Here is a 20,967-nt window from a genome sequence, read left to right as displayed (position 1 = left end):
AGGGGTGTTGGGGCTGGTCAGTGGGGGGATCGGAGTGTGACTGCAGTCCGGCTGCAGTCACGGTCACCGGTGATCGCGAGGGGCATGGCGCTCCGGGAGGTTCAGGCGGCGCGGGGGCCGGGCAGGGCGGGGTTCTCGGCTTCGACCTGGCGGCGGATCTTCCCGGCCTGGGCGCGGGAGTTCGGCAGTCCGGCGTCGCCCAAGGCGGTGACGATGGCCCCTTCGGTAGGGCGGTGGCCCAGGCGTAGCCAGAGGGTGTGCACGATGTACTGGGGGGTGCCGGTGTCGTAGCGCGGCCGGTCGCGGGAAGGCTCGGGCGTAGCGGCTGGCGTGGGGGCAGCGCTACTGGCGGTCGAGGCGGTAGCGAGTGGGCGCGCTACCGGCGGCCGGGCGGTAGCGGCTGGCGTAGCGGCGACGGGCCGGGGCGCTACGGGCCTTGCGGGGGCGGGCGCTACGCGAGTGGCGAGCATCCCGTGGATCTGCCGCATGATCGCGCCGAAGGCGAGTAGCGCGGCCACCGGAGGCACGGCCGCTACGACGTAGTTCATGACGTCCGCGCCGCCGCCGACGCCCGCCACGTTCAACGCGATCGATCCGCCGGACCCGGCCACGGTGAGGAAGACCGCCCAGCGGTCGGTGCGGCCGGCGAGTGCGGCGCGCAGCATGAGAACTTCACCGACGATGACGAAGAGGTCGACGGTGGCGGGCCACGCCCAGGCGCGGGCGGCGTCGGCGAGGCCGTGGTTGCGGGCGACGTCGTGGAGGTGTTCGTAGGACAGCCAGAACGCGGCGCCGGTGAGGGTGATCGATGCGGCGGCGGCGATCACGGCGAGCGTGAGGGCGGGGTTTTTCACGGTGTCGGCTCCGTGCGGGTCAGCGGCGGCGCGGGGTGGGGCGGGTGCCGGGGTCGTAGGAGGCTCCGCATTTCCCGCAGACGTACACGCCGCCCTCCAGGTGCATGGTGCGGCCGCAGCAGGTGGGGGCGCTCATGCGGTGGCCGCCGTCGTGCGGGCGTTGCGGATGTCGTGGAGGGTCGCGCCGTGGTTCTGCGCGGTCTGTACGGCGTGCTGCATGAGGCGCAGGGTGTGGGGGGTCGGGTTGGTCTGGTGGGCGTTGGCGGCTGCGGCGGCGTTGCGGATGGCGGTGGTGCGCGGGGTGTCCTGTGGCTGGGGCGGCTGGGTACCGTGTGTCACGGTCGTTTCTCCTGGTGGGTCAGGGGGTTCGGCTGGCCCCGGCCGGGCTCTCACACACCGGCCGGGGCCGTACTTGTTGTTGATCACGGTCGGAGGGGGTTCCTCGAACCGTTGTGTAGGAAGCTACACGCGTGTAGGTTCCTACACAAGACGGTTGAGGAGATCCGCCTCCCGAGCCCCGGGAAGGAACGGACATGGACGACCGGGCAGAGGAGGTGCAGCGCGTGCTGGACGCCATCGACGCGCTCACGGAGGGCGAGCCCCCGGAAGCGCGGGCCAGGAGACTGACCGAGCTGCTGAAGTCGGTCGGGGAGAAGGTGCGGCGCGAGCGGCGTGACGCCGTGCTGGAGATGGTCGAGCGCGGCATGTCCTACCGGCAGATCGCGGATGCGGCCGGGGTGAGCTTCGGGCGGGTCCGGCAGATCATCGCCGACGATCCGGACGCGGCGAAGGAGGGGGCGCAGGATGGATGAGCTGGTGCGGTGGCTCGGCGAGCAGCTCGATCTGGAGGAGCAGCAGGCGTTCGCGGCCGGGAGCACGCTGCGCGGTGAAATGGTGCTCCGCTGGAGAGCGGCCGGCTCGGGGGTGGAGGTCGATGGCAGGCGGAAGCCAGTGAACGAACCGTTGGTGGTGACCAATCGGTACATGGAGGACATGCCCGGGTACGAAGTGGAGCGCGCGAGAGCCCTGCACATCGCGGGCCATGATCCGAACCGTGTCATGGGCGAGGTCGACGCCAAGCGGAAGCTGGTCGACTTGCACGCGGCCGTACCAGACCACGGCCGGTTCAGTGGATCAGACGACTGTGAAACGTTCACCTGCGACGGAGATCATCCGGACTCGCCCGTCTGCCGGTCCTGCCGAACCTACGCAGGCGATCCGATGTCGGCACCCTGTCCGACGCTGCGCCTGCTCGCCCTGCCCTACGCGGACCGTCCCGGCTACCGCGAGGAATGGCGGCCGTAGCCCCGCCCCTGTTCAGCCCCCTGTCCGCGTGCCGGGCCGGGGGCTGTCCCATGCCCGAACGTACGATCACCCGGTGGACATCCCCGATGATCTGATCGCCCTGGAACGCGGCGACGGAGTAACGGCCCCAGCTATCGTCCCGCCATGACGACCATGGCAATCGAGGCAGGAGACGGAGCAGGATGGGCTGGCGCGTTCTTCGCCGGCATCACCATTCTCATCACCCTCTGGCAGCAGAGACGACAGCGGAAACAGCAGGAAGCCGCCGACGACATCGCGAGGCGACAGGCCGAAGCACAGGAACGCAGGATGCTCGCGGCAGAAGAGAACCTGCAGCGCCTCATAGCCCAGCTACCAGCAGCGATCCAGGCTCACGCCCAAGCTCAGATTGCGACACCCCCTGAACGGCACGCTGAGGCGGTCTCCTGGGAGTTGCGGCGTCCAAACAAGAATCGATTCGTTCTGTGCAACGTGGGCAGCGAGACGGCTGCAGGCGTGAAGGTCGACCTCGGCGGCCACCCGGCCGGGCTGACTCGGCGCGTGCCTCAGGATGCGGTGGTTCGCCCGAAGGAGTCCGTCGAGTTCATGATGATGGCTGCCTGGGGGGCTCCGCTCCCGGGGAGGGTTGCGGTTTCGTGGGACGGAGCTGACGAGCCAGCGATTGTGGCCGTCCCTCACTGGGGCTAAGCCGCGGTGCAGCCGCCGCCGGGTATCCGCAGGCTGGCGGCATGACGTTCGCCGCGCCCGTGATCACGGGTGGGTGACGCGGATCCGCGGACGCTTGCCACTCGGGTGTTCGGCCGTCACGTAGTAGCCGAGGCGGCGCAGTTCCTTGGCGTACTGGTCGAGGTGGTGCTGCTCGTCGGGCCCGTCGTGCCACAGGCGGACTGTGCGGGGGCTGGCCTGGTGGGCGCGGAAGCCGGGGCGCCAGGCGCGGCCGCGGGTGGAGTCGGTGTGGCCGGCGGCACGGAGGTCGGCGGTGACGTGGTAGGCGGGTAGACAACTGGTCATGATCGTTCTCCTGCGGTTGGTGAGCGGGTACGACGACGCCCCGCCACCCGGTGAGGTGGCGGGGCGTCCGAGCTGCGTTGGTCAGGTGCTGGGCTGCTCTCCGCTGCTCTCGCGGTGCGGAGTAGCACCGGCGTTGGAGTCGGTCCAGAGGGTCTTGCCGTAGTCGTCGCGCTTGGGGCCGACGTGGTTGCCGGGATGGCCGGCTTCGCGGGTGCAGTGGATGGTGCCGCCGCCGAGGACGTGGGGGCCTTCGATGCTGGCGGTGCAGGTGGGCTCGGGCATGAGCTGCTCCTTGTCGAGGATGGTGGTGAGGGAGTCGGCGATCCACCGGGCTCCGGTGATGCCGAGGAGGTCGTCGCGAAGGGCGGTGACGTCGGAGCGGAGGCGGTCGAGTCGGTTGTAGAGGGCATCGAGTTCGTCGCTGGTGATCATGTCGACGGTCTTCCGGTTCATGCGGCGTGGCTCCTGGTCTGTCGGGTGGGGCAGGTGTGGTCGTGGTCGGCGCCGAGGCTGGTCCACCAGGTTTCGCAGCAGGCGGCGTCCAGGTCGTCGGCGGCGGCGCGGTGGGTGTGCTGGTCGTCCCAGCGGTAGGTGTCGGCGATGGTGAGGAGGACGCCGGCGGCGAGGACGGCGGGGATGGCGGCGGCCCAGTGGTGGGTGGCGAGGTGGGCGGCGGTGAGGGTGGTGACGCCGGCGGTGAGGTTGAGGGCGTGCATGGTGCGGCGGGCGGGGGTCATGGCGGCCTCTGGGGTGGGGCCGCCCGGTGTGGTGGCCGGGCGGCGCGCGGGCGGGGTCAGTCGGTGGGGGCGGGGGCGTGGTCGACGGAGCCGAGATGCTCCTTGCACTGGCAGCCGTCGACCGGGGACCAGGACGGGCAGACGCTGACCGCCTCGGCGTTGTGGCTGCACGGTTCGAGCCAGCACTCCTCGCTGCAGCCGCACTTGTCGTTGTTGTGCCAGCGGGGCGCGGGCTGGCGGCAGAGGTCGCAGACGAGGTACGGGTTGGCGAAGGTGATGTAGACGTGGGTCCGGGTGTGCGTCATGCGGCTTCCTTGTCGGTTTGTGCCCATGTGGGTACGCGAGGGGCTGTGCGGGCGTCTGCGGGCTCGGGGGCGTGTGTGGCGTCGCGAGAGTCGCGCGGCGCCGTGTGCGCCCGTCTGAGCGCCTTCCAGGCGGCACGGAGGGCCCGCCACGCCCACCGGCAGGCGACGGCCACAGCGACGGCGCAGGCGTAGAGGGCTGCGGTGGCGGCGAGTGCGAGACCGAGGAGCCAGGCGCCGCCCGCGAGGAGCAGGGTCCACAGGGTGTCGAGGGCCTCGGCGATCACGAGGGCCGTCCGCTGCAGGTGGCGGGCTTCTCGCTGCTGATGCGGTCGGTGAGCGGCAGTTCCCACGGCAGCCGGTTGCAGCAGGGGGTGCGACTGGATCCCGGGGGCGGGCAGTCGTGCACGGTCTCGGTGGGCGTGTCCGTCTCGGGCTTGGCAGCAGACCCGGCGGGCTCGTCGTTGCTCCCCTTGCCCCAGCGGACGCCGGACGCGGTGACGTGGGAGTCGTGCTTGCCGTGCCGCACGCACCGGTCGACGCGCTCGGATGTGGCGGGGAGAAGACCGGCGGTGCACTGCGGTGCGGGCTCGGTGTCCGGTGTGGCGGGCTGCGCCTCGGCGGTGGGCTGGTGGAGGTCCGGGCGGTCGCAGCAGGTCGTGAACCCTCCGTGGCAGTCGGACTCGGTCTGTCCGCTGGTGGGGCAGTAGTAGCTGTTGGCGCCGGGCTTGCAGACGTGGACGGGCTGCGCCTCGGCGGCCATACGGCGCAGCCACTCAGCAGCCCACAGCACGCCTTGCCCCCGCTCGGTGGTGCGGTTGGCCAGGGCCCAGAGCCGATCGGCGGCCCACCGCAGGACGGCGGCCCGGTCGGCGGGCGCGGGCAGCACGGCGTCCAGCACCGCGTCCACGAACCCGTCGGTCTCCTCGTCCGCGCCGTAGCTGCCGACGAACCCGTGGTCGTAGCCCGCGTTGTGGGCGTCCTCGCGGGCCAGAGCGGCAGCGACGCGCTGGCGGAGCGCGGCCCGGTCCACGGACGGCACCGGCACAGCAGCCAGCGCCCCCCGCGCCTCCTCCGCCAGCCACACAGGCCAGCCGGAAGGATCACCCTCGAAGTGCGCCGTCACCTCCCCGCTGCCGGGACGGCCATCAACCGTCCACTCGCCCGTCACCGACACCATCACGGCAGCAGGTCGGCCGTCACGGGCGGCGCTGTGAACGACTTCGATCATCCTCGGGGACATGCCGACGCCGGGAGCGTGGCTGCCCTGCATCTCGTCACCGGTCAAGGTCGGGGCGCCGCTGATGCCGTAGCGGATCTTGTGGCAGTACGGGGTGCGGGTCGGGTCGGTCATGGTCTGGCTCCAGGGTGTGATGGGATCGGGGACAACCGGCCGCCCCGGTAGCAGCGGGGCGGCCGGCCTCGTACTCACGGGGTCGTGCTGTCGGCGATCGCGAGAGCCAGCGGCGGCAGCGGATCACCGAACCGGGCCGTCGCCGACGCCCGCTCGTCCAGCCAGTCCGCCAGCCGCAACGCCAACTCCGGCGGGAACAGCGCAGCCAACTCACCGGCCGCCCCGCCGATCGCGTTCTCCACGCCAACAGCCCAACCGGACGACCAGTAGCCGTTGTCGGCCAGCTCGCCCCGCGTGGCCTCGGCGGTACGACGGATACGGGCGGCGGCCTCGTGCACGATGAACGCCCGGGACGGCGGCGGCAGGCTCACGGCGGTCATCGGCCGGCCTCGCCAGCAGCCGCAGCGCGCAGCATCGCCGCCACATCGGCAGGAGTCCGGCCCGGGCGCCGCTCCCATGACACCGTCGGCTCCTCATCGAGGTGGGTCACCACGACATCCCACAGGTCGGTCTCGTCAGGGCGGCTGCCGTCCTGCGGCGCGACCAGGGCAAGCAGGCTGCAGATGCCTGGGCCGTTCGGGTCGGCGGTCCAGCGATCAACCGCTAGGTCGGCGGCTCGGCGCAGGGCGTCGGCAATGAGCTGCTGGTCGGTGAGCGGGGCGGGCGTGGACTGGTCGAGCATGGGGTCCTCCAGGGTGGTGGGCGCGTGGCTGGGTGTAACCGGATCGGCGGTCACGCGGCGGCGTTGGCGAGTTCGAGGAGTACGGCGGCGTGGCAGTGGTCGGGCTGGCCGGGCTCGGGGAGCGGGCACCAGCACATGAGGTCCCGGCCCGCGAGTTCGGCACGCGCCCGGTCTGTGAACCCGACGGTGCGCTCGGCCCATCTGCGGTAGAGCTCCGTGGCGTAGCGGTGGGCTTCGATTCCGTCGGCAGGCCAGGTGCCTACCGCGCCGCCGGTCTCGCCCCACTGGACGAGGAGTCCGCCGCTCCAGGCGGGGACGATGCGGGCGGGGTTGCCCCATCGGCTGCCGCGGCCGACGTAGATGGCGCCGTCGGGTGCGCGCCAGCCCTTGGTGCGGCGGCGTTGGATGCGGCGGGGTGGGGTGGTCATGCGCTGTGCCTTTCGTCGTTGGGTCGGTCTGTGTTGGTGGGGTGGGTGGGTCGGGCGGGGTGGCTGCCGGTTTCGGGGTCGCAGGCGAGGTGGGTGGTGTAGCCGCGGTGGAGGCGGTAGCCGGTGAGGGGGTCGCCGCAGACGGTGCAGAGGGGTTCGTCTGGGGTGCCTGTGGCTGGGCTTCCCTCCCCCTTCCCCTCTCCTAGAGGGGGGGAAGGGGGGGAAGGGGGGGTTCCCTGGGGTTCCCGCAGGGTTCCCGGGGAATGGTTGACCTGGGGTTTTTCGGTTCCCGTGGGGGTTCCCGGGGAACCTTCCCCGGGAAGGTCGTCGGGGAAGGTCTCGGGGAACCCATTCCGGGAACCCGAGTTGTCCCGGTTCTTCCGGGTCCTGACGGCGGCTTCGATCTTGACCTTGGCGGCCTTGATGCCGGCCTGTGCGAGGGCCGCCTTCGTGCGCGGGTTGCCGGCGTCGTCGGGGAGCCCGAGACGGTCGATCTGGGCGACGAGCCACTCGACGGAGCCCTCGGTGGCCTCCTGCATCTGGTCGTACTCCATGAGCACGTGGCGGGTCCCGCCGGGCATGTAGTGGTCGCCGTGGCGGCGGGACTGGCGGACGATGACGAACTGGTCGGGGCCGATGCCGGTGCGGGTGTGGGTCCGCTTCAGCAGGAGGGTGCCGCCGCCCTGGGCCCGCAGTTCCCACACGTGGTCGACGTCCTGGGTCTTGGCGGAGGAGCCGCGGGCGCCGCGTTCGCCGTCCTTGCCCATGTGGTCGAGGCGGATGGAGGCGATCCCGGCGCGCTTGAGGGGCAGCAGGGTGTGCCGGTAGAGGGCGAGCCAGGTGTCGGCGTCGTTCTCGGGGCCGGAGATGAACCGGGAGACGGTGTCGAGGCAGACGACTTGGGCTTCGGCTTCGCCGACCATGGCGAGGAGGTCGGCGCCGCCGCCTGCGGTGTCGAGGGGCCGGATGGGCGGGAAGCTGGCGTAGGTGAGCAGTCCCATGCGGCCGGGCCCGGCGCCGTAGGACAGGAAGCGTTCCTGGATGTCGGCGTGACCGTTCTCGGCGTCGACGTACAGGACGCTGATGGGGTCCTGGGGGCGGTCGCCGAGGAAGGACTGGCCGCTGGCCATGCGCCACAGCCACTCCTGGACGAGGAGGGACTTGCCGGCCTTGCCGTCGCCGACGACGGTGATCTGCTGGCCGGGCGCCATGAGCTTGCCAGGCAGGAGCTGGACGTTACCGAAGTCGGTGGCGAAGTGCTGGTTCCAGTCGAGGAAGGCCGCGGTCAGGTGGGAGGGTCCCTGGCCGAGGGTGGTGCGGCGTTCTTCCTGCTGGCGGTGGCTGTCGGTGAGCTTGTCGAGTTCCTCGGCGGTGGCCCCGGCGAGGATGGCGGCCTTGACGTTGTTGGCGTACTCGTCGTGCCGTCGGATGCGGGCGACGTCGGCGATGCGTTCGGCGAACGCTGGGGCCATGACGCCGGGGACGGTCTCGTAGCCGAGGCGGAGGATGAGGTTGCCGCCCTCGACCTCGCGGAGCCGCTTCTGCTTCTCCAGCTCGGCGCGGACGGTGACCGGGTGGAGCTGCTTGTTCTCGGCGACCATGCCGCTGACGGCGTCCCAGATGGCGCGGATGCCGGGGAGGTAGATGTCCTCCCGGGTGATGATCCGCGCGCACTCTAGGAAGGCGGCGCGGTCGTTCATGATGACGCCGGCCACGTACTCCTCGGCCTCGGCGTCGTGTGGTGCTGTGCGGTTGAGGCCGTCCTGATCCGCCGTGGGGTGCGGGATGCGGCGGACGTTGCTCACGGGCGGTCTCCTCAGAAGAGCGTGCTGGGTTCGGTGGTGCAGCGGTGGGTGAGCAGGTGTTGGTGGGGGCAGTCGGGTGGGTGCCGGCCGTGGGTCCAGCGCAGGCGGAGCGGGCCGTAGGTGGGGCGGGGGAGGCACCAGACGAGGTCGTCGGGGGTGGAGCGCGCGGCGGCGGGCCCGTACGGCAGGGGCTGGTCGGCCGGGGGCAGGTCGACGGTGGCTTTGAGGGCGGCGACGTGTCCGACCCATTGGATGAGGAGGGGCCGGCCGCAGCCGGGGCAGCGGGTGGCACCGTGACCGCCCTGGCTGCGGCGGGCCCCGGCCATCAGGCGACGTCCGAGTCGGGGTCGGCGAAGAGGGTGTCGCCGGACGTGCGCCGCTCGTACATCTCGCGCTGGAGGTTGCGGAGTCGGCCGCCGGTGATCTCGTCGGCGGCGACCTCGACGGAGGTGACGCGGATCTTGACGCTGGGGTTCTTGTCCTCGTCGGGGCCGGGTTCGGTGCGCTCGGCGTGGCCGAATTCGACGACGGCGATCCAGCGGCCGCCGCGCTGCTTGAACATGGCCTCGGAGAAGGGTTCGAGGGCTTCGGCGACGTCGGTGAGGACCTTGCTGTCGAACTTGACGTCGGCGTCGATGTGGAGTGTCACGGGGTGCCTTTCTGGTTGGTGGTGCGGTGGGCGGTCATGCGGTCGGGAAGTGTTTGGCGATCTCCTGGCCGATGCCCTCGACGAGCGCCCGGCGCATGTCGTCGGGCATGTCGGGGCGGACGGCGAAGTGCAGGCGGAACCAGGGGCCGTTCTGCGTGTGCGCGGTGAGCTGCTCACCGAGCGGTTCCAGGCCGTCGGCGCCGAGGTGGACGGCCCACTCGGACACGTCGGCCGCATCGTTGATCAGCGCGTTGATCGTGGCCGCGGGGGTGCTCAGGTCGGGAGCGTCGAGGGCCTCGGACCAGGTCGGTCCGTCGGTGTCGCGGGTGCTCTCGATGGGGGCGTCGAGCATGGCGGCGTAGGTCTGCTCACGGCTGGCGCCCGGCCCGTGCGCGGAGAGCTGGCGGGCGGCTTCGGCCCGCAGGTCGTCGTCGGTGTACGGCTGGTCGCTCATGCGGCCTTGGCTCCTTGGGTGGTGGTGGCCGGGCAGGTGGCCCGGTGGTCGGTGATGGGGTTGGCGCGGACGAAGTCGGTGACCTTGTCGCGGCCGGCCACGCGCTGGTGGGTCCAGCAGGCGGTGCAGAGGAAGTCGGCGATGGGGGTCTGGCCGCGGCCGGTGCGGCTGATCTGGAGGCCGCCGATCCAGCCGGTCACGCCACGGCCTTCGTCGAGCCGGTCCAGCGCAGCCGGTTGTCCGCGTCCGCGTTCGCCCGACGGCACGGCGGACACGGCTCGGTGCCCTCCCGGCGGTGCCGCTCGTAGCCCGGCCGGGTGCCGCAGCGCGTCCGCTCCGCCGTGTCCGCCAGGTGCTCCGGGCTGACGCACCGGCGTTCACCGCACGTCGACAGGACCGCGCCCTGCGGGGGCCGGCCGCGGTCGAGGATGAACGCGACCTGGTTCGGGGTGTGCGTGCGCCCGTCGACGTAGACGGTGCCGGGGCCCTCCCACAGGATGTGGCCGTCCTGGTGGGGGCGGGTGTTGGTGTTCCAGGCGCCGCGCAGCGTCTGCTTCGGGCGGGGCGGCGCCGGTTCGGTCGTGTTCGGGTTGGGTTCGCGGCGGCGGGTGGCCCGGCGGCGGAGCGCACCGCGCTCCGGGTGGGTGAGTCCGCCGAAGATGCCGTCGGTGGTGCCCGCGTCGAGTGCGGTACGGAGGCAGGTCTCGGCGACGGGGCAGCGGCGGCAGACGTTCTTGGCCTGTTCGATCTGGAGGAGGTAGGGGCCGGTGGTGCCGTCGGGGAAAAACAAGTCGGGGTCTTCGTCGCGGCAGGCGGCGCGGTCTCGCCAGTCGGTGGTGTTCACGCGCCACCCCCGAAGATCGCCGCGTACGCCTTGTCGGCGCGGCGGTTCGCTGCCCGGATGCGCTGGTCGGCGCAGTGGGCCCCGGCGACGCAGCCGGCCTGGTCGCAGGTGCGGGTCAGGCGGCCCTCGGGGTCGCGGCCGTGGTGCAGGCGGAATGCGACGCGTAGGGCGGGGATGCGCTGGCCGTCGTGGCAGACGCGGGCGATGCCGTTGTCGACGCAGCCGGTCCAGAGCACGTGCCCGTCGGCGTCTGCGGGTTCGGTGTGGGCGCGGAAGGCGTCTTCGACGGATGGGTGGGGGGCGCCGCCGCCGCGGATGGGCGGGGGGAGGCGGAGCGCGCGGTGGGTGGCGGCGACGGTGCTGCGGCTGACGTGGAGTTGGCGGGCGATGTCGAGGTGGGAGACGCCCTGGCGGAGGAGTTCGGCGATGTCGGTGCGGATCTTCATCGGGCCACCGCCTCGTAGCCGAGGGGGTCCTCGCCGGGCTCCAGCCCGCGGACTACGAGCACGAGTTGCCCGCGCGCCACTTTCTGGCCGAGGCGCATGTCGGGGCCGACGACACGGGTGTGGTCGTCGTCCTCCAGTACCCCGGCGTCCACGAGCCCGTCGACCGCCGCCTTGAAACTGGGGTACCAGTTGGCGGGGTCGCACCGGCCGTTGGTCGCGGGGCGCAGGACGCCGAGGATGTGCGCGCGCTGGAACAGCGGGCCGGGCTTGGCTGCGGCGAGGGCGTCCATCAGGGCGGGGGACTCGCTGACGGCCTTGAACGCCGTCTCGCGGAGCCTGGCGATGATGCGGGCTTGCTCGTGGCGGTGGCGGCGCTGGTTGGAGTTCAGCAGCTTGGTGCCGGCGGGGAGTTCGATGACGAAGGGTGCGGGCCGGGGCCCGGCCGCCGTGGTGGCGGCCGGGACCTCGGTGGTGTCGAAGAGGGTGCTCACGAGTTGTCCCCCGTGGTCGTGCTGGTGGTGGGGTGGAGGCGGAGCGGCAGGGTGGGCCGGTCCTCGGCCGGGCGGGGCCGTCCGGGCCCGGCGGTGTGGCGGGGCGCCCGGTGCCGGCCGTGGGGCCGTACGGCCCGGGCGACCGCGGTGAGACCGACGGCGACAGCGACGCCCGCGCCGGTCGCGGCGGTGAGGAGCTGGCTCATCGGACCCACCCCCGCGTGTCCTCGCGGCGCTGCTGCCAGGTCTGGCCCGACGGGATCGCGGCCGTGTCGAGGCCGAGGGCCTGGTCGTGGCGGGCCTGGAGCCGGTCGGCGCGGCGCTTCTGCTGGTGGTAGGCGGCGAGGTAGCGGGCGGCGGCAGTCAGGGCGCGGCGGAGGCGGGTCTCCAGGGCGGCCGCATACTGCGGGTCGGCCTCGGCCAGCCTGCTGATCTCCTCGCCGAGCGCCTTGTTCCGCCCGGCCAGGCGCCGGTTGTCGGCGTCCAGCCCGGCGACCTGCCGCAGGGCCTGCCCGCGGTTGTACTCGGCGGTCGCCGCCCGGTCCTCGGCCTGCTCGGCACGCTCGCGCTGCCGGGCGGTCTCCGCGCGGGCGGCGGCCAGCTCGGCGCGGAGCCGGCGGGTGGTGGTCAGCCCGAACATCAGCGGCCACCCCCGTCGCGCTGGGCCGGGATGAACGGCCACTCGCCGCGCACCCCGTCCGCCCACGACTCCTTGCCGGGCGTCCGCCGGAAGTAGTCCGCCAGCGACTCGGCCTGCTGCCGGGCCCACTCGACCTGCCACGCGTGCAGTTGGTCGAGCGGTGCCCCGCCGATCCGCGGCTCCTTCGTCGCGATTCGCCACGCCACCCGGCACGCCGCGATCGCGTCCGCGTCCGCCGAGTGCGCACCGTCCAGCGCGACCTTGTAGGTGCGGCAGAGGTCTTCCAGCTTCCGGCCGCCCCGCCGGTACGGGTCGATCTTCTTGTCCAGCACCCGCGGGTCGACCACCCGCAGGTCGCCGCCGACGATGTCCACCAGGGGCTGCACGCCGTGGCGGCGGGCCTCCCGGTCCACGATCGTCAGGTCGAACGAGGCGTTCATGGCGACGACGGGCTGCCCGGCGAGGACGCACTCGGCGAGCGCGGCGACGAGCTGCTCGACGACCTCGGCCGCCGGGCGTCCCTCCGCGCGGGCCCGTTCGGTGGTGATGCCGTGGACCTTCGCGGCGCCCTCGGGGATCTCGACGCCGGGGTCGGCGAGCCAGGTTGCGGACTGGGTGGGGTGGCCGGCGCCGCACTGGACGACGCAGGCGGTGACGATGCGGTCGGTCTCGACGTCGACGCCGGTGGTCTCCAGGTCGAACCCGGCGAGGCGTCCTTCGAACCAGGCGGCCATCAGAGTTCACCGCCCTTGAGCGCGGTGAGGAACGCTTCGAGCTGGGCGACGGACGCCGAGGAGGGGTGGAGGCCGCCGTGCCGCTGTGCGAACGCGGTCTCCAACTGGGCGGTGGTCATGTTGCGCGGCCCGGCGGCGGCCATGATCTGGAACCACATGGCCTCGGCGGCGGCCGGGTCTGGGGCATCCACGACCTCGGCCTCGTACACGCCCTCTTCGTCCGGAGCGGGCGGCGGGGGCGCGTCGCCGTAGTCGGCGGGGTTGAGCTGCCGCTCGACGTCGTCCGGGTGCGGACCGGAGTCGCCCGACGCGGCGGACGCCTGCTTCGCCCGCAACGCCTCACCGCGGGCCTTCAACACCTTGGCGAGGTCGTCGTCCATGTGCCGGGAGTCGACGGCCTGCTTCCAGAGCTTGCCGACCTCCTCGGCCGACGTGGCGACCGCGGCGAGCGCCGCGTAGTCCGGCCGCCCCGAGGTGATCGCCACCCGCTCCGGGCCCGACGCCACCGCCGGAGCGCCGCCGGTGATCTGCCCGGCCATCAGCGCCGCCGGGGTGATCTCCACATCCAGCGTCGGCACCATGAACCGGGCAGGCTTGTCCTTCACGATCGCCGAGCGCTCCTCCATGCCCAGCCACCCGGCGACGTACCCGCCGGCCTGCGCCAGCAGCTCCGCCGCCGGGGGCAGCGTGACCGCGGCGTAGTAGCCCTTGGACACCAGCAGCCACTGGCCGAGCGCCGGGACGTCGCGGAGCATGACGTTGACGCGGGTGGTCATGGCGCAGTCCCGGTTGTCCGGGTCGCACAGGCACGGCCGGTCGGACTTCATCTCGGTGACGCCGTCGCAGCGGCGCTGGCACTTCGACCCGGCGTACAGCTCGTACCACTGCGAGACGGCGTCGCGCGGCGGGATGAGGACCGGGAGCCGGTTGGTGGTGGAGTACACCTCGAACTCGGCCGGGCCGCCGTTGGCCGGGGTCCACGGCTGCACCTCGCCGCCGTACAGCTCGGCGACCGCAGTGAGGATCTCCCGCGAGGGGCTGGTGAAGCGGAACTTGTCGAGCTTGGCCGGGCGGGTGCCGGGCTTGCCGTCGCGGCGGGTCTTCCCGGTCGGGACGACGTGTCCGATTCGGATCTCGCCGAGCTGCCGCATGCGGCGCTGGAGGTCGATGATGGGCATTAGGCAGCCCTCTCTTCGCTGATCGTGGTGGGCAGGGTGAGGGCGGGGCGGATGACCGTCTTCGACAGGCCGGACGTCCACTCGGCGTTCCGCTTCACGGTGAGGAAGGCGTCGAACACGGCGTCGTCGGCGACCGCGGGGATCAGCCGGTACCCCTCCGGCCGCAGGTGCAGGACCACCCCGGCCCAGAACGTGGCGGGCATCGGCACCTTCGTGCCGTCCCGCAGCCACGCGACCTTGGCCTTGCGGTAGGCGGCCATCTGGAGCGACGCCTCGGGGTAGACGCCCTTCACGTCGAGTTCGCCGCCGGTCTTCGTGTCCCCGCAGAACACCGTGTCGGCTGGGACGTCGGTGCCGAAGTAGTCGGCCAGGGCGGCCGCGATCAGCGGCGACCGCAGGAGGTAGTCGAGGGTGCCGGCGTACCCCTGCTCTTCGTTGCCGACGACCATCTCGGACGCCTCAAAGGTGACCTGCCACTCCTCGACGAAGCGCAGGAAGTGGTCGAGGAACGGGGCCAGTTCCTCGTTGGTGAGCAGTTCGGCAGGCATCGGCGTGCCCAGCACGTGGGCTTCGATGACCCGGTGGACGGCGGAGCCGACGTCCTTGCGCTCGTCCTTCTTGCGGGTGTGGGCGCGGCGCAGCCAGTCGTACGCCTCGGTGCGGCGCTCGGGGTGGAGGCTGCTGCTGACGAGGTACGGGAGGTTGTTCATCGCCGTCTCGGCGGTGATGTTCCCGGCCCAGAAGGTAAGGGCGTCGCCCTTGGAACAGCCCTGTTCGAGGATGGTGGTGACGCGGCGGAGCTTGAGGTCGGTGCCCTTGACGCGGTACCAGCCCTGGGAGGGGCGGGGGATGCGGTCGGTGCCGGTCGGCTCCTGGGTGGTGCGGGAGCGGCGGCCGGCGGCCGGGGCCGTGGTGGCCCCGGCACGCGCGGTGGTGGTCATCAGGCGGCACCCCCCTGCGCGGGGAGGCTGGCGATGGCGTCGGCCCACGCGGCATCCGGGTCCGGGCCCGCAGCCCACACCTCGCCGTACGCAGCCTCGTGACGGGCCGCGATCTCACGCGCGGCCTCGGCGCCGCAGCGGATCTCGCCGCGTTCGATCTGGCCGAGGACCCGCTCGGTGTCCGGGCTGGGCAGTACGCGCCGCGGGTCGTGCGGTCCGACGTGCCAGGTGCGGCTCATGAGGTGCTGTCCTCTCCGGTGGTGCTGATCAGGTGGTAGATGTGGCGGCCCTCGGGGTCGCGGCCGGCGGTGAGCAGCCCGGCCCGGGCGAGGCCCCGCAGGGTCTTCCGCACGGTGTTGCGGCGCGCGGTCGGCCACGGACTGCCAGCCATCAGTCGCTCGGCGAGCGCGGTGGTGACCGGCCGGCCGTGCTGCTGTATGGCCGCGTACAGGTAGGCGCGGCGCGTGATCAGGTCAGCCACGACGGCCCCCGTCCCGGGCGGCGGTGAAGTACCGGACGCCCTCCTCGTCGTGCTGGACCAGGAACCCGGAGTCCCGAAGGACCGCGAGATCCCGGCGGGCGGTGCGGGCACCGAGCCCGGTGTAGCCGTGGTCCTCGTACCAGCGGCAGACGCGGCCGGTCTTCCACCGGCCGCCCTTGCTGATGTCGGCGAGGAGGTGTGAGCGGCGCGGGACGTCCCCATCGACCTCGGAGGGAGGGGCCAGCCAGCGGGCGACCTTCGCCCGGGTCTCCAGGTCCAGCAGCAGCGCCACCGGTCGGCCGTCCTCGGCGATGCAGCAGACCGTCAGGACCTGGTCCTCTTCGGGGGCGGGCTCGGTCGCGGTGTCGAAGCGGGAGACGACGAGCGGCATGGCCCGGTCCTCGGCGAGGACCTCGGCGCGGTGGGCGTCCACGAGCTGCTCGGCGTGGTCGACGTCGGAGGGGGTGGCGATCCCGCCGTAGCTGTCCTCGGACAGGGCGGCGACGATCTTGCGGCGGGCGTTCACGCGACACCTGCCGAGTCAGCCGCAGCCGAGAGAACAGTCCGCCCCACCATGTACGCAGGCCGCAGCCAGAGCATCGACTCCAGATCCCAGCCATACAGGTCCGGACCCGACCTGGGCATCCGTGTCGCCCACTGCCCACGATCAGTCAGGTACACGCCGTCCCAGCTGTCAGCGGCCAACGCCTCCCAGTCCGGATACCGGCCATGCCGGTGAGGCAGGAACCGATTCGGCTCAGCCGGGTACGTGGCGACGATCGCGGTCAAGTGGTCCTGCGCATCGATCAACAGCAGTCGCGCGTTGCTGATCGGCAGGATCTCGGTGAGCATCTGGCCGCTGGTGTCGGCGCCCGTCTCGGCTCGGCACCAGCCCAGCCATGCGCTGTCGGCGGGCGTGCCGTCCTCGGTCCACGCGATCACCGGGGAGGTCCACAGGCCGGTGCCGCCACGGGGCTTGACCCACCCCGTGCCGATGCCCTGGACAGGGCGCCAGTGGGTGGGGTCAGCGGTCAGCTCGACGTTGTGCTCGGGGGCGTGGGAGTAGACCTGCGGGGGCAGGGACGCGGCAGTGATGGTTGCGAGGCTCATGCGGTCCTCCGCTCCGGCGCCGCGGCGACCGCAGCCGCCCGCGCCCGCCGCACCACCGCGTCCCGGGCCTGAGCTGCCTCCGCGAGCGGGCGGCCCAGCTCGTGCATCCGCCCGGCGACCCGTACGGCCTGCGGCCCGGTCAGCGCGACCCGGGTAGCGAGCCGCTCCACGAGGCGGGCGGTCAGTTCCTCGGCGGGCAGCCGCTCCGGGGCGTGCCCGTCGTGCTGGCCGGTGGGCGTGGTGGTGACGTACTCGTGGAAGTCGTCGTAGAACTCCGGCGAGGCGAGCAGGTCGAGGAGTTCGGCGACGTTCGCTTCGACGAGCGGGGTCACGTCGACGGTGACCATGAGGGGGGTGGCGGCCACGTACAGGGGGCCGCGCACCGGGGTGGGCTGGTCGGTCATCGGGTGCTCCCGTGGCGGTAGCGGGCGGCGAGGTGCTGGACGAGGTCGGGGAGGCTGCTGGCGCAGTACGCGAACCACGTGGCCCACAGGCAGGCGAGCCAGAGCAGCCAGTCGAGGAAGGTCACGACGCACCGCCCGCCGCGTACATGCAGCCCGCCAGGTGCGGCTGGCAGCGGCACGCCGAGCAGCCCACGCACCAGTCGCCCGAGCCGTAACCGCACTTGGGGCACACGCCCGGGCTGGCGGCCTGCGCCAGCGCGGCGTCCGCGTTCAGCACCGCCACCAGGTACGCGGCCACCGGCACCGAGTACGTCTCGATCTGCGGCCACGGGCAGCAGTCGTAGACGCCCTCGTCGTCCGCCGTCGGGCCGCCCGGGTGGTCCGGGATCGCGTGCAGGGCCGCGCTCCGCTCGGCGGTGCACACCGGGGCCACCCCGGTCAGCGACTCGCTGTCGGTGGCGATGACCCGCCAGCGGGTGCCGGGCGGCAGGTCGGTCAGGGCCGCCTGCCGGAGCCCGGCGAGGGACGCCGGACCAGGCGCCTGCGGCCCCGGGCCCACCGGCACCGGCAGCACATCCGCCGACCCCGCAATCCCCTGAGCCGCCAACTCCGACTCCGACGCCATCACGAACTCAGGGCACGAGCACACGCCAGCCAGCGCGTACAACGCCTCACCCGACGACCGCGACCCACGACGAGTCCACACCGACCCGTCACGCAGATTGATCACCAGCGGGGCGTTCATGCCGCCACCGCCGTCTCCGCCAGCGCCGACACCGGGCACGACATGACGATCCGAACCCGCACGTCCCGCCAGACCGTCTCCACCGAGCACTCGACGTTGGGCTCGTCCTCGAACACGAACTCGGTCTCGACCACCTCCGTGCCGAGAGCCGCCGCCCACGCCCTCGCGATCGGACGCGGGTCCTCGTTACGGGTGTGCGAGCCCTGCACGATGCCCGCGAGGCGCTCGTGGGCGGAGATCCGCCACGACAGCGCCGGCAGGTCGGGGTGCTCCGTCAGGAGCTGCACCAGCGCGGTCGCCGCGCTGAGCTGAGAGATAGGGTTGGTCTTCAAGGTGACCTTCTTCCAGTTCGTTGGTGGGGTCGCCGAGTCGGGGGGCTGCTCAGGCCGGCAAGTCGGAGCGGCCCTTCGGCGTGTTCAGGGGGAGATCAGGCGGCAGGCGAATCGGTCGCGGCCTTCTTCGCGCGGCGGGCCTTCGCCGAGGCGAGCGCCATCCGCTGCGCGTGCGCCTTCTTCAGGTGCTCGACCACCCGGGCGATCTGCTCGTCCGTTGCGTCCGGGTGCAACTCGCGCGCCTGCTTCTCAAACCGGCCGGCCGCTGCGGCACGCGCCTTCGCCGTCCGGCTCCTCGGGTCGAGCGTGTTCGCCCAGCTCGTATGCACGGCGAGACGGGCGCGCAGCGTGCGCTCCGTGGGGTCCATGGGGGTGCGCCTCCTTCTGGCGTGAGGTGACGTAGTCCTTGTCCATGTCCGCGGACACGGACACAGGGTGAACAAGAGCGCGTGGGGGGAGGCGGTACGCCTGCGCCAGCCGAGCTGCTTCGTCTTCGGCCACCGTTGAGCGCTCCTCGTTGACGAGGGCTTGGATCTTGGACTTGCTCAACCCGACGGCGGCGGCGAGTTCGCGAACACTTCCTGGCTCGTCGCTGCGGTGATCGTCGATCAGCCGCCTCAACAGGTCACCGGAGTGCAATCGGTAGCGAGGTTCCACGGTTCTCCGTTCGTGTCCGCGTTTCCGGACAGAAGAAGCATCGCACTTAGTACAGAGCTTGTCCAGCTTTCCGGACAAGCTCCGCGTCCACGATTTTCGGGCAAGCCTCAGTCAAGGCTCAGAGCCCAGTAGCGACACACGTCCGGGATCATGGACAATGTTGTCCACGCGGTGAGGGTTGCCTTACGCCCTCCAACTGGGACGTTTTCGCTGCCATACGGGGGTGGCGTGGACATTCGGTAAGGGAGAGGCCAGTGCCGGACCAAGACGACGCGCTCACGCGGCTTGTGCAGGAGCACGTTGGTCGGGGACGCCCCTTGACCTTCAGGGCGTTCGAGGAGCAAGCCGTCGATCCTGTCACCGGCTACCGCATCAGCAAGTCCACCGCCCAAGAGCTGACCCGGGGGCACCAGATCAAGGTCACCCCTCAGGTGCTCCGAGCAGTCGCGGCCGGCCTGGGGGAAGACCCGGCCAAGGTGCGCGCCGCCGCGATCCGCCAGTACATCGGCATCGAGGTCTCGACGGTCGACGCAGGAGCCGACGGCGATGACACCGTGGTGCGCATCGCCCACGATGTCGGCGCTACAGCCGAGGAGTTGGAGCAGGCAAGGCGCGTTCTGGACAACCCTGAGCCCAAGCCTGACGCTGGGTAACCCGGTGCGGCCTGCGCTTTTCTGGGGCACCATGGATTAACTCCAGCCAGCCGGGTGACTCCCCGAATAGCGGAGTTGCGCGTACAGTGATCGAACCTCGTGCAGGTCGAACGTACGTGCGAACGGCGCTGCTGCCGCTCCCGTGCGTGGAAGTGGGGGTCGAGTGCAAGCACCGCAGGTAACCGTCTACGCCGCCGATCTCGGCGGGAAGGCGCCAGTCGCGCTGAAGGACTCCACCAGCGAGTTCCGGCTGGCCATCGACTTCAGCCAGCCACCCGAGAAAATCACTGCCAGCCTGACCCAGATCTTCCAGGACAACGTGGACGCCCGAGTCTGGACGCGACGCGAAGCGCCGGACGGCGGTGGGGGCACGGACCGCTAGTCCGCGTCCCCACCGGCCCTACTTCAGACGGTCACCAGGGCTCAGGTCCCGGTGCTGCTGCCGCGCCCGCTCCTCACCCGCAGAGGCGCCGTACCGCGACAGCATCTGCCGGGACCGCCAACCCGTGATCCGCATCAGGGCGTCCTCGTTCCCGCCGTGCAGCTTCCACAGATGCGCGAACGTGTGCCTGAACTGGTGCGGGTGGATGTGAGGGATGCCGGCCTCCTTGCACCTCCGCTCGATCATCGTGCCCACGCCCCAGATCGTCAGTGCCCGCTTGCTCTTGACCCCCCACCACAGCGGATCGTCGTCCACCAGCTCGCGGCCGAGGTGCTTGCCCGCGGCCCGCAGGTACCGGTCCATCGCCAGCGCCGTGGCCCGGCCGAACGGCACCGGCCGCTCCCGACCGCCCTTGCCGAGGACGTGCAGCACCATCAGGTCCAGGTCCAGCTTGCTCACCGTGCGGTTCGTCAGCTCAGACAGCCGGCCGCCGGTGTCGAGGAACATCATGATGATGGCGGTGTCCCGCCGGTCCTCGAACGTCTTGCCCTTGCAGGTCGCCAGCAGCTTCTTCAACGCGTCGTCCGGGATGACGGGCACCTCCACCTCGGGCAGCTCGGGCGCCTTCATCGTCCGCATGGGAGAGCGGTCCATCTCCTCCTCGTCGACCAGCCAGTTGAAGAAGGTCTTCAGGCTGCGGAAGTGCTGGTGCGCGTTCCCCGCCGAGGTGCGCTCCCGGAGCCGGGTGATGTGAACTTCGATGTGCTCGCGGTGGATGCCGTTCTTCCCCTCCAGCGCGGTGGGCGCCGGCCGGGCATCGGGGTCGTCGGGCTCGTACTCCAGCAGGAAGTTGCGGAGGTCCGTGGTGGCTCTGGCGTATATGCGCTGCGTGTTGACGGAGAGGTTCCGGGCGCGCAGGGAGCGGGCCCAGGACGCGGCCAGGGGGCCGATGTCGTACGGCGTGCGTTCGCTCATGCCTCACGGTAGAAGAGGAAGAGGCGCTTGGTCCATATGCTCTGTACGAACCAGACATGAAAACACCCCACCTGCGTTTCCGCTGGTGGGGCCGGGTCGGCGCCCCCGGCAGGACTCGAACCTGCGGCCAAGCGCTTAGAAGGCGCCTGCTCTATCCACTGAGCTACGGGGGCCAGGTGTGGTGGCCTCGGTCTTCGGTGCCCGGGTGTGGGCCGGTCCTCGACGTTGCCGGGGACAAGGATAGGGCTCCCGGCTCCTCGTCCCTGGTGCCTCCCCTCCGTGGCTCGATGTGGAGGTTCGGTGAAGCGGTCCTGATAATCGCAGGTAGGTGCGAATCGTGCACCGCTTTTGACGCCGCGGGCGTCGGGTGTTG

The 20,967-nt window shown here is 71.7% G+C and carries 37 protein-coding genes, 1 tRNA gene and 1 pseudogene; 5 read left to right on the top strand and 34 right to left on the bottom strand.

Annotation, left to right across the window (positions count from 1 at the left end):
* Positions 1-101: 101 nt before the first annotated feature.
* Both IE316_RS02505 and IE316_RS02500 read right to left on the bottom strand, forming a co-directional pair.
* Positions 102-854 carry a DUF2637 domain-containing protein gene (locus tag IE316_RS02505; RefSeq protein WP_190202403.1) on the bottom strand — a complete coding sequence of 251 codons (753 nt, stop codon included), beginning with the start codon at positions 852-854 and terminating at the stop codon, positions 102-104.
* 132 nt (positions 855-986) lie between these two features.
* Positions 987-1,193, bottom strand: a complete 207-nt coding sequence (locus tag IE316_RS02500) for a hypothetical protein (RefSeq protein ID WP_190202402.1) — start codon at positions 1,191-1,193, stop codon at positions 987-989.
* A 194-nt stretch (positions 1,194-1,387) separates the two neighbouring features.
* Between IE316_RS02500 and IE316_RS02495 the strand changes: the two genes are divergently transcribed.
* From IE316_RS02495 to IE316_RS02485, 3 genes are all read left to right on the top strand, one after another.
* Complete coding sequence (locus IE316_RS02495; RefSeq protein WP_190202401.1) at positions 1,388-1,666, top strand: hypothetical protein; 279 nt, start codon at positions 1,388-1,390, stop codon at positions 1,664-1,666.
* A complete protein-coding gene (locus IE316_RS02490; protein ID WP_190202758.1) occupies positions 1,659-2,159 on the top strand; it encodes a DUF6221 family protein in 501 nt (166 codons plus the stop codon). Before IE316_RS02495 ends, IE316_RS02490 begins: the two co-directional genes overlap by 8 nt.
* Before the next feature lie 144 nt (positions 2,160-2,303).
* The gene (locus IE316_RS02485; protein WP_190202400.1) at positions 2,304-2,846 is read left to right on the top strand and encodes a hypothetical protein; all 543 of its coding nucleotides are present in this window, start codon (positions 2,304-2,306) and stop codon (positions 2,844-2,846) included.
* 63 nt (positions 2,847-2,909) lie between these two features.
* Here the strand turns inward: IE316_RS02485 and IE316_RS02480 are convergent, their stop codons facing one another.
* From IE316_RS02480 to IE316_RS02340, 30 genes and pseudogenes are all read right to left on the bottom strand, one after another.
* On the bottom strand, positions 2,910-3,170 hold the full coding sequence (locus tag IE316_RS02480) for a hypothetical protein (RefSeq protein ID WP_190202399.1): 261 nt from the start codon (positions 3,168-3,170) through the stop codon (positions 2,910-2,912).
* An 81-nt stretch (positions 3,171-3,251) separates the two neighbouring features.
* A complete protein-coding gene (locus IE316_RS02475) occupies positions 3,252-3,623 on the bottom strand; it encodes a hypothetical protein (protein ID WP_190202398.1) in 372 nt (123 codons plus the stop codon).
* Positions 3,620-3,907, bottom strand: a complete 288-nt coding sequence (locus IE316_RS02470; RefSeq protein WP_190202397.1) for a hypothetical protein — start codon at positions 3,905-3,907, stop codon at positions 3,620-3,622. Before IE316_RS02470 ends, IE316_RS02475 begins: the two co-directional genes overlap by 4 nt.
* A 56-nt stretch (positions 3,908-3,963) precedes the next feature.
* Positions 3,964-4,212, bottom strand: a complete 249-nt coding sequence (locus IE316_RS02465; RefSeq protein WP_190202396.1) for a hypothetical protein — start codon at positions 4,210-4,212, stop codon at positions 3,964-3,966.
* Positions 4,213-4,492: 280 nt separating this feature from the next.
* Positions 4,493-5,563 carry a hypothetical protein gene (locus IE316_RS02460; RefSeq protein ID WP_190202395.1) on the bottom strand — a complete coding sequence of 357 codons (1,071 nt, stop codon included), beginning with the start codon at positions 5,561-5,563 and terminating at the stop codon, positions 4,493-4,495.
* A gap of 74 nt (positions 5,564-5,637) precedes the next feature.
* Positions 5,638-5,943, bottom strand: coding sequence for a hypothetical protein (locus IE316_RS02455; protein ID WP_190202394.1), 306 nt, complete (start codon positions 5,941-5,943; stop codon positions 5,638-5,640).
* Entirely contained in the window at positions 5,940-6,245 is a 306-nt protein-coding gene (locus tag IE316_RS02450; protein WP_190202393.1) for a DUF6197 family protein, read from the bottom strand. Before IE316_RS02450 ends, IE316_RS02455 begins: the two co-directional genes overlap by 4 nt.
* A 50-nt stretch (positions 6,246-6,295) precedes the next feature.
* Positions 6,296-6,673 (bottom strand): DUF4326 domain-containing protein, encoded by a 378-nt coding sequence (locus IE316_RS02445; RefSeq protein WP_190202392.1) that lies wholly within the window; start codon positions 6,671-6,673, stop codon positions 6,296-6,298.
* The gene (locus tag IE316_RS02440; protein WP_190202391.1) at positions 6,670-8,478 is read right to left on the bottom strand and encodes an AAA family ATPase; all 1,809 of its coding nucleotides are present in this window, start codon (positions 8,476-8,478) and stop codon (positions 6,670-6,672) included. The genes IE316_RS02445 and IE316_RS02440 overlap by 4 nt, the downstream gene beginning before the upstream one ends.
* Before the next feature lie 11 nt (positions 8,479-8,489).
* A complete protein-coding gene (locus tag IE316_RS02435; protein WP_190202390.1) occupies positions 8,490-8,804 on the bottom strand; it encodes a hypothetical protein in 315 nt (104 codons plus the stop codon).
* A complete protein-coding gene (locus IE316_RS02430) occupies positions 8,804-9,127 on the bottom strand; it encodes a hypothetical protein (protein WP_190202389.1) in 324 nt (107 codons plus the stop codon). The genes IE316_RS02435 and IE316_RS02430 overlap by 1 nt, the downstream gene beginning before the upstream one ends.
* Positions 9,128-9,161: 34 nt before the next feature.
* Positions 9,162-9,581, bottom strand: coding sequence for a hypothetical protein (locus IE316_RS02425; protein WP_190202388.1), 420 nt, complete (start codon positions 9,579-9,581; stop codon positions 9,162-9,164).
* A complete protein-coding gene (locus IE316_RS02420; protein ID WP_190202387.1) occupies positions 9,578-9,781 on the bottom strand; it encodes a transcription factor WhiB in 204 nt (67 codons plus the stop codon). Before IE316_RS02420 ends, IE316_RS02425 begins: the two co-directional genes overlap by 4 nt.
* A gap of 389 nt (positions 9,782-10,170) precedes the next feature.
* Positions 10,171-10,425, bottom strand: a pseudogene (locus IE316_RS35270) (WhiB family transcriptional regulator); the annotation flags it as partial.
* Positions 10,422-10,871, bottom strand: coding sequence for a helix-turn-helix domain-containing protein (locus tag IE316_RS02410; RefSeq protein WP_190202385.1), 450 nt, complete (start codon positions 10,869-10,871; stop codon positions 10,422-10,424). The pseudogene IE316_RS35270 and the gene IE316_RS02410, both read right to left, overlap by 4 nt.
* Entirely contained in the window at positions 10,868-11,362 is a 495-nt protein-coding gene (locus IE316_RS02405) for a hypothetical protein (protein WP_190202384.1), read from the bottom strand. Before IE316_RS02405 ends, IE316_RS02410 begins: the two co-directional genes overlap by 4 nt.
* Positions 11,359-11,568 (bottom strand): hypothetical protein, encoded by a 210-nt coding sequence (locus tag IE316_RS02400; RefSeq protein ID WP_190202383.1) that lies wholly within the window; start codon positions 11,566-11,568, stop codon positions 11,359-11,361. The genes IE316_RS02405 and IE316_RS02400 overlap by 4 nt, the downstream gene beginning before the upstream one ends.
* Positions 11,565-12,002: a hypothetical protein gene (locus tag IE316_RS02395; protein ID WP_190202382.1), complete on the bottom strand. Its 438-nt coding sequence runs from the start codon at positions 12,000-12,002 to the stop codon at positions 11,565-11,567. The genes IE316_RS02400 and IE316_RS02395 overlap by 4 nt, the downstream gene beginning before the upstream one ends.
* Entirely contained in the window at positions 12,002-12,736 is a 735-nt protein-coding gene (locus IE316_RS02390) for a 3'-5' exonuclease (protein ID WP_190202381.1), read from the bottom strand. Before IE316_RS02390 ends, IE316_RS02395 begins: the two co-directional genes overlap by 1 nt.
* A complete protein-coding gene (locus IE316_RS02385; RefSeq protein ID WP_190202380.1) occupies positions 12,736-13,914 on the bottom strand; it encodes a recombination directionality factor in 1,179 nt (392 codons plus the stop codon). The genes IE316_RS02390 and IE316_RS02385 overlap by 1 nt, the downstream gene beginning before the upstream one ends.
* Entirely contained in the window at positions 13,914-14,855 is a 942-nt protein-coding gene (locus tag IE316_RS02380) for a hypothetical protein (RefSeq protein ID WP_190202379.1), read from the bottom strand. Before IE316_RS02380 ends, IE316_RS02385 begins: the two co-directional genes overlap by 1 nt.
* Complete coding sequence (locus IE316_RS02375) at positions 14,855-15,094, bottom strand: hypothetical protein (RefSeq protein ID WP_190202378.1); 240 nt, start codon at positions 15,092-15,094, stop codon at positions 14,855-14,857. Before IE316_RS02375 ends, IE316_RS02380 begins: the two co-directional genes overlap by 1 nt.
* A complete protein-coding gene (locus IE316_RS02370) occupies positions 15,091-15,336 on the bottom strand; it encodes a helix-turn-helix domain-containing protein (RefSeq protein ID WP_190202377.1) in 246 nt (81 codons plus the stop codon). Before IE316_RS02370 ends, IE316_RS02375 begins: the two co-directional genes overlap by 4 nt.
* On the bottom strand, positions 15,329-15,862 hold the full coding sequence (locus IE316_RS02365; protein WP_190202376.1) for a hypothetical protein: 534 nt from the start codon (positions 15,860-15,862) through the stop codon (positions 15,329-15,331). Before IE316_RS02365 ends, IE316_RS02370 begins: the two co-directional genes overlap by 8 nt.
* Complete coding sequence (locus IE316_RS02360) at positions 15,859-16,446, bottom strand: hypothetical protein (RefSeq protein WP_190202375.1); 588 nt, start codon at positions 16,444-16,446, stop codon at positions 15,859-15,861. The genes IE316_RS02365 and IE316_RS02360 overlap by 4 nt, the downstream gene beginning before the upstream one ends.
* Positions 16,443-16,850: a hypothetical protein gene (locus IE316_RS02355; RefSeq protein WP_190202374.1), complete on the bottom strand. Its 408-nt coding sequence runs from the start codon at positions 16,848-16,850 to the stop codon at positions 16,443-16,445. The genes IE316_RS02360 and IE316_RS02355 overlap by 4 nt, the downstream gene beginning before the upstream one ends.
* Positions 16,847-16,975 (bottom strand): hypothetical protein, encoded by a 129-nt coding sequence (locus IE316_RS35865; RefSeq protein ID WP_268257623.1) that lies wholly within the window; start codon positions 16,973-16,975, stop codon positions 16,847-16,849. The genes IE316_RS02355 and IE316_RS35865 overlap by 4 nt, the downstream gene beginning before the upstream one ends.
* On the bottom strand, positions 16,972-17,475 hold the full coding sequence (locus IE316_RS02350; protein ID WP_190202373.1) for a hypothetical protein: 504 nt from the start codon (positions 17,473-17,475) through the stop codon (positions 16,972-16,974). The genes IE316_RS35865 and IE316_RS02350 overlap by 4 nt, the downstream gene beginning before the upstream one ends.
* 116 nt (positions 17,476-17,591) lie before the next feature.
* Positions 17,592-17,927 carry a hypothetical protein gene (locus tag IE316_RS02345; protein ID WP_190202372.1) on the bottom strand — a complete coding sequence of 112 codons (336 nt, stop codon included), beginning with the start codon at positions 17,925-17,927 and terminating at the stop codon, positions 17,592-17,594.
* A gap of 95 nt (positions 17,928-18,022) precedes the next feature.
* On the bottom strand, positions 18,023-18,295 hold the full coding sequence (locus IE316_RS02340; RefSeq protein WP_190202371.1) for a hypothetical protein: 273 nt from the start codon (positions 18,293-18,295) through the stop codon (positions 18,023-18,025).
* A 543-nt stretch (positions 18,296-18,838) separates the two neighbouring features.
* Between IE316_RS02340 and IE316_RS02335 the strand changes: the two genes are divergently transcribed.
* Entirely contained in the window at positions 18,839-19,237 is a 399-nt protein-coding gene (locus IE316_RS02335) for a hypothetical protein (protein WP_190202370.1), read from the top strand.
* Positions 19,238-19,400: 163 nt separating this feature from the next.
* Entirely contained in the window at positions 19,401-19,619 is a 219-nt protein-coding gene (locus IE316_RS02330; protein ID WP_190202369.1) for a hypothetical protein, read from the top strand.
* An 18-nt stretch (positions 19,620-19,637) separates the two neighbouring features.
* On the opposite strand, the gene IE316_RS02325 is transcribed toward IE316_RS02330, so the two are convergent.
* Together IE316_RS02325 and IE316_RS02320 are read right to left on the bottom strand one after the other, a co-directional pair.
* Entirely contained in the window at positions 19,638-20,594 is a 957-nt protein-coding gene (locus tag IE316_RS02325; RefSeq protein WP_229910155.1) for a tyrosine-type recombinase/integrase, read from the bottom strand.
* Positions 20,595-20,694: 100 nt separating this feature from the next.
* Positions 20,695-20,767: transfer RNA gene (locus IE316_RS02320), tRNA-Arg, on the bottom strand.
* Positions 20,768-20,967: the final 200 nt, after the last annotated feature.

The sequence above is a fragment of the Streptomyces fumanus genome (genome assembly GCF_014655295.1).
Lineage (GTDB): Bacteria > Actinomycetota > Actinomycetes > Streptomycetales > Streptomycetaceae > Streptomyces > Streptomyces fumanus.
Note: the sequence above shows the minus strand (reverse complement) of the source record. Positions and strands in the feature narration are given on the sequence as shown.

Coding starts and splice junctions, on each gene's coding strand:
- IE316_RS02495 (WP_190202401.1), top strand. CDS start 1,388: ATGGACGACCGGGCAGAGGAGGTGCAGCGCGTGCTGGACGCCATCGAC.
- IE316_RS02490 (WP_190202758.1), top strand. CDS start 1,659: ATGGATGAGCTGGTGCGGTGGCTCGGCGAGCAGCTCGATCTGGAGGAG.
- IE316_RS02485 (WP_190202400.1), top strand. CDS start 2,304: ATGACGACCATGGCAATCGAGGCAGGAGACGGAGCAGGATGGGCTGGC.
- IE316_RS02480 (WP_190202399.1), bottom strand. CDS start 3,170: ATGACCAGTTGTCTACCCGCCTACCACGTCACCGCCGACCTCCGTGCC.
- IE316_RS02475 (WP_190202398.1), bottom strand. CDS start 3,623: ATGAACCGGAAGACCGTCGACATGATCACCAGCGACGAACTCGATGCC.
- IE316_RS02470 (WP_190202397.1), bottom strand. CDS start 3,907: ATGACCCCCGCCCGCCGCACCATGCACGCCCTCAACCTCACCGCCGGC.
- IE316_RS02465 (WP_190202396.1), bottom strand. CDS start 4,212: ATGACGCACACCCGGACCCACGTCTACATCACCTTCGCCAACCCGTAC.
- IE316_RS02460 (WP_190202395.1), bottom strand. CDS start 5,563: ATGACCGACCCGACCCGCACCCCGTACTGCCACAAGATCCGCTACGGC.
- IE316_RS02455 (WP_190202394.1), bottom strand. CDS start 5,943: ATGACCGCCGTGAGCCTGCCGCCGCCGTCCCGGGCGTTCATCGTGCAC.
- IE316_RS02450 (WP_190202393.1), bottom strand. CDS start 6,245: ATGCTCGACCAGTCCACGCCCGCCCCGCTCACCGACCAGCAGCTCATT.
- IE316_RS02445 (WP_190202392.1), bottom strand. CDS start 6,673: ATGACCACCCCACCCCGCCGCATCCAACGCCGCCGCACCAAGGGCTGG.
- IE316_RS02435 (WP_190202390.1), bottom strand. CDS start 8,804: ATGGCCGGGGCCCGCCGCAGCCAGGGCGGTCACGGTGCCACCCGCTGC.
- IE316_RS02425 (WP_190202388.1), bottom strand. CDS start 9,581: ATGAGCGACCAGCCGTACACCGACGACGACCTGCGGGCCGAAGCCGCC.
- IE316_RS02410 (WP_190202385.1), bottom strand. CDS start 10,871: ATGAAGATCCGCACCGACATCGCCGAACTCCTCCGCCAGGGCGTCTCC.
- IE316_RS02400 (WP_190202383.1), bottom strand. CDS start 11,568: ATGAGCCAGCTCCTCACCGCCGCGACCGGCGCGGGCGTCGCTGTCGCC.
- IE316_RS02395 (WP_190202382.1), bottom strand. CDS start 12,002: ATGTTCGGGCTGACCACCACCCGCCGGCTCCGCGCCGAGCTGGCCGCC.
- IE316_RS02390 (WP_190202381.1), bottom strand. CDS start 12,736: ATGGCCGCCTGGTTCGAAGGACGCCTCGCCGGGTTCGACCTGGAGACC.
- IE316_RS02385 (WP_190202380.1), bottom strand. CDS start 13,914: ATGCCCATCATCGACCTCCAGCGCCGCATGCGGCAGCTCGGCGAGATC.
- IE316_RS02380 (WP_190202379.1), bottom strand. CDS start 14,855: ATGACCACCACCGCGCGTGCCGGGGCCACCACGGCCCCGGCCGCCGGC.
- IE316_RS02375 (WP_190202378.1), bottom strand. CDS start 15,094: ATGAGCCGCACCTGGCACGTCGGACCGCACGACCCGCGGCGCGTACTG.
- IE316_RS02360 (WP_190202375.1), bottom strand. CDS start 16,446: ATGAGCCTCGCAACCATCACTGCCGCGTCCCTGCCCCCGCAGGTCTAC.
- IE316_RS02355 (WP_190202374.1), bottom strand. CDS start 16,850: ATGACCGACCAGCCCACCCCGGTGCGCGGCCCCCTGTACGTGGCCGCC.
- IE316_RS02350 (WP_190202373.1), bottom strand. CDS start 17,475: ATGGCGTCGGAGTCGGAGTTGGCGGCTCAGGGGATTGCGGGGTCGGCG.
- IE316_RS02340 (WP_190202371.1), bottom strand. CDS start 18,295: ATGGACCCCACGGAGCGCACGCTGCGCGCCCGTCTCGCCGTGCATACG.
- IE316_RS02325 (WP_229910155.1), bottom strand. CDS start 20,594: ATGAGCGAACGCACGCCGTACGACATCGGCCCCCTGGCCGCGTCCTGG.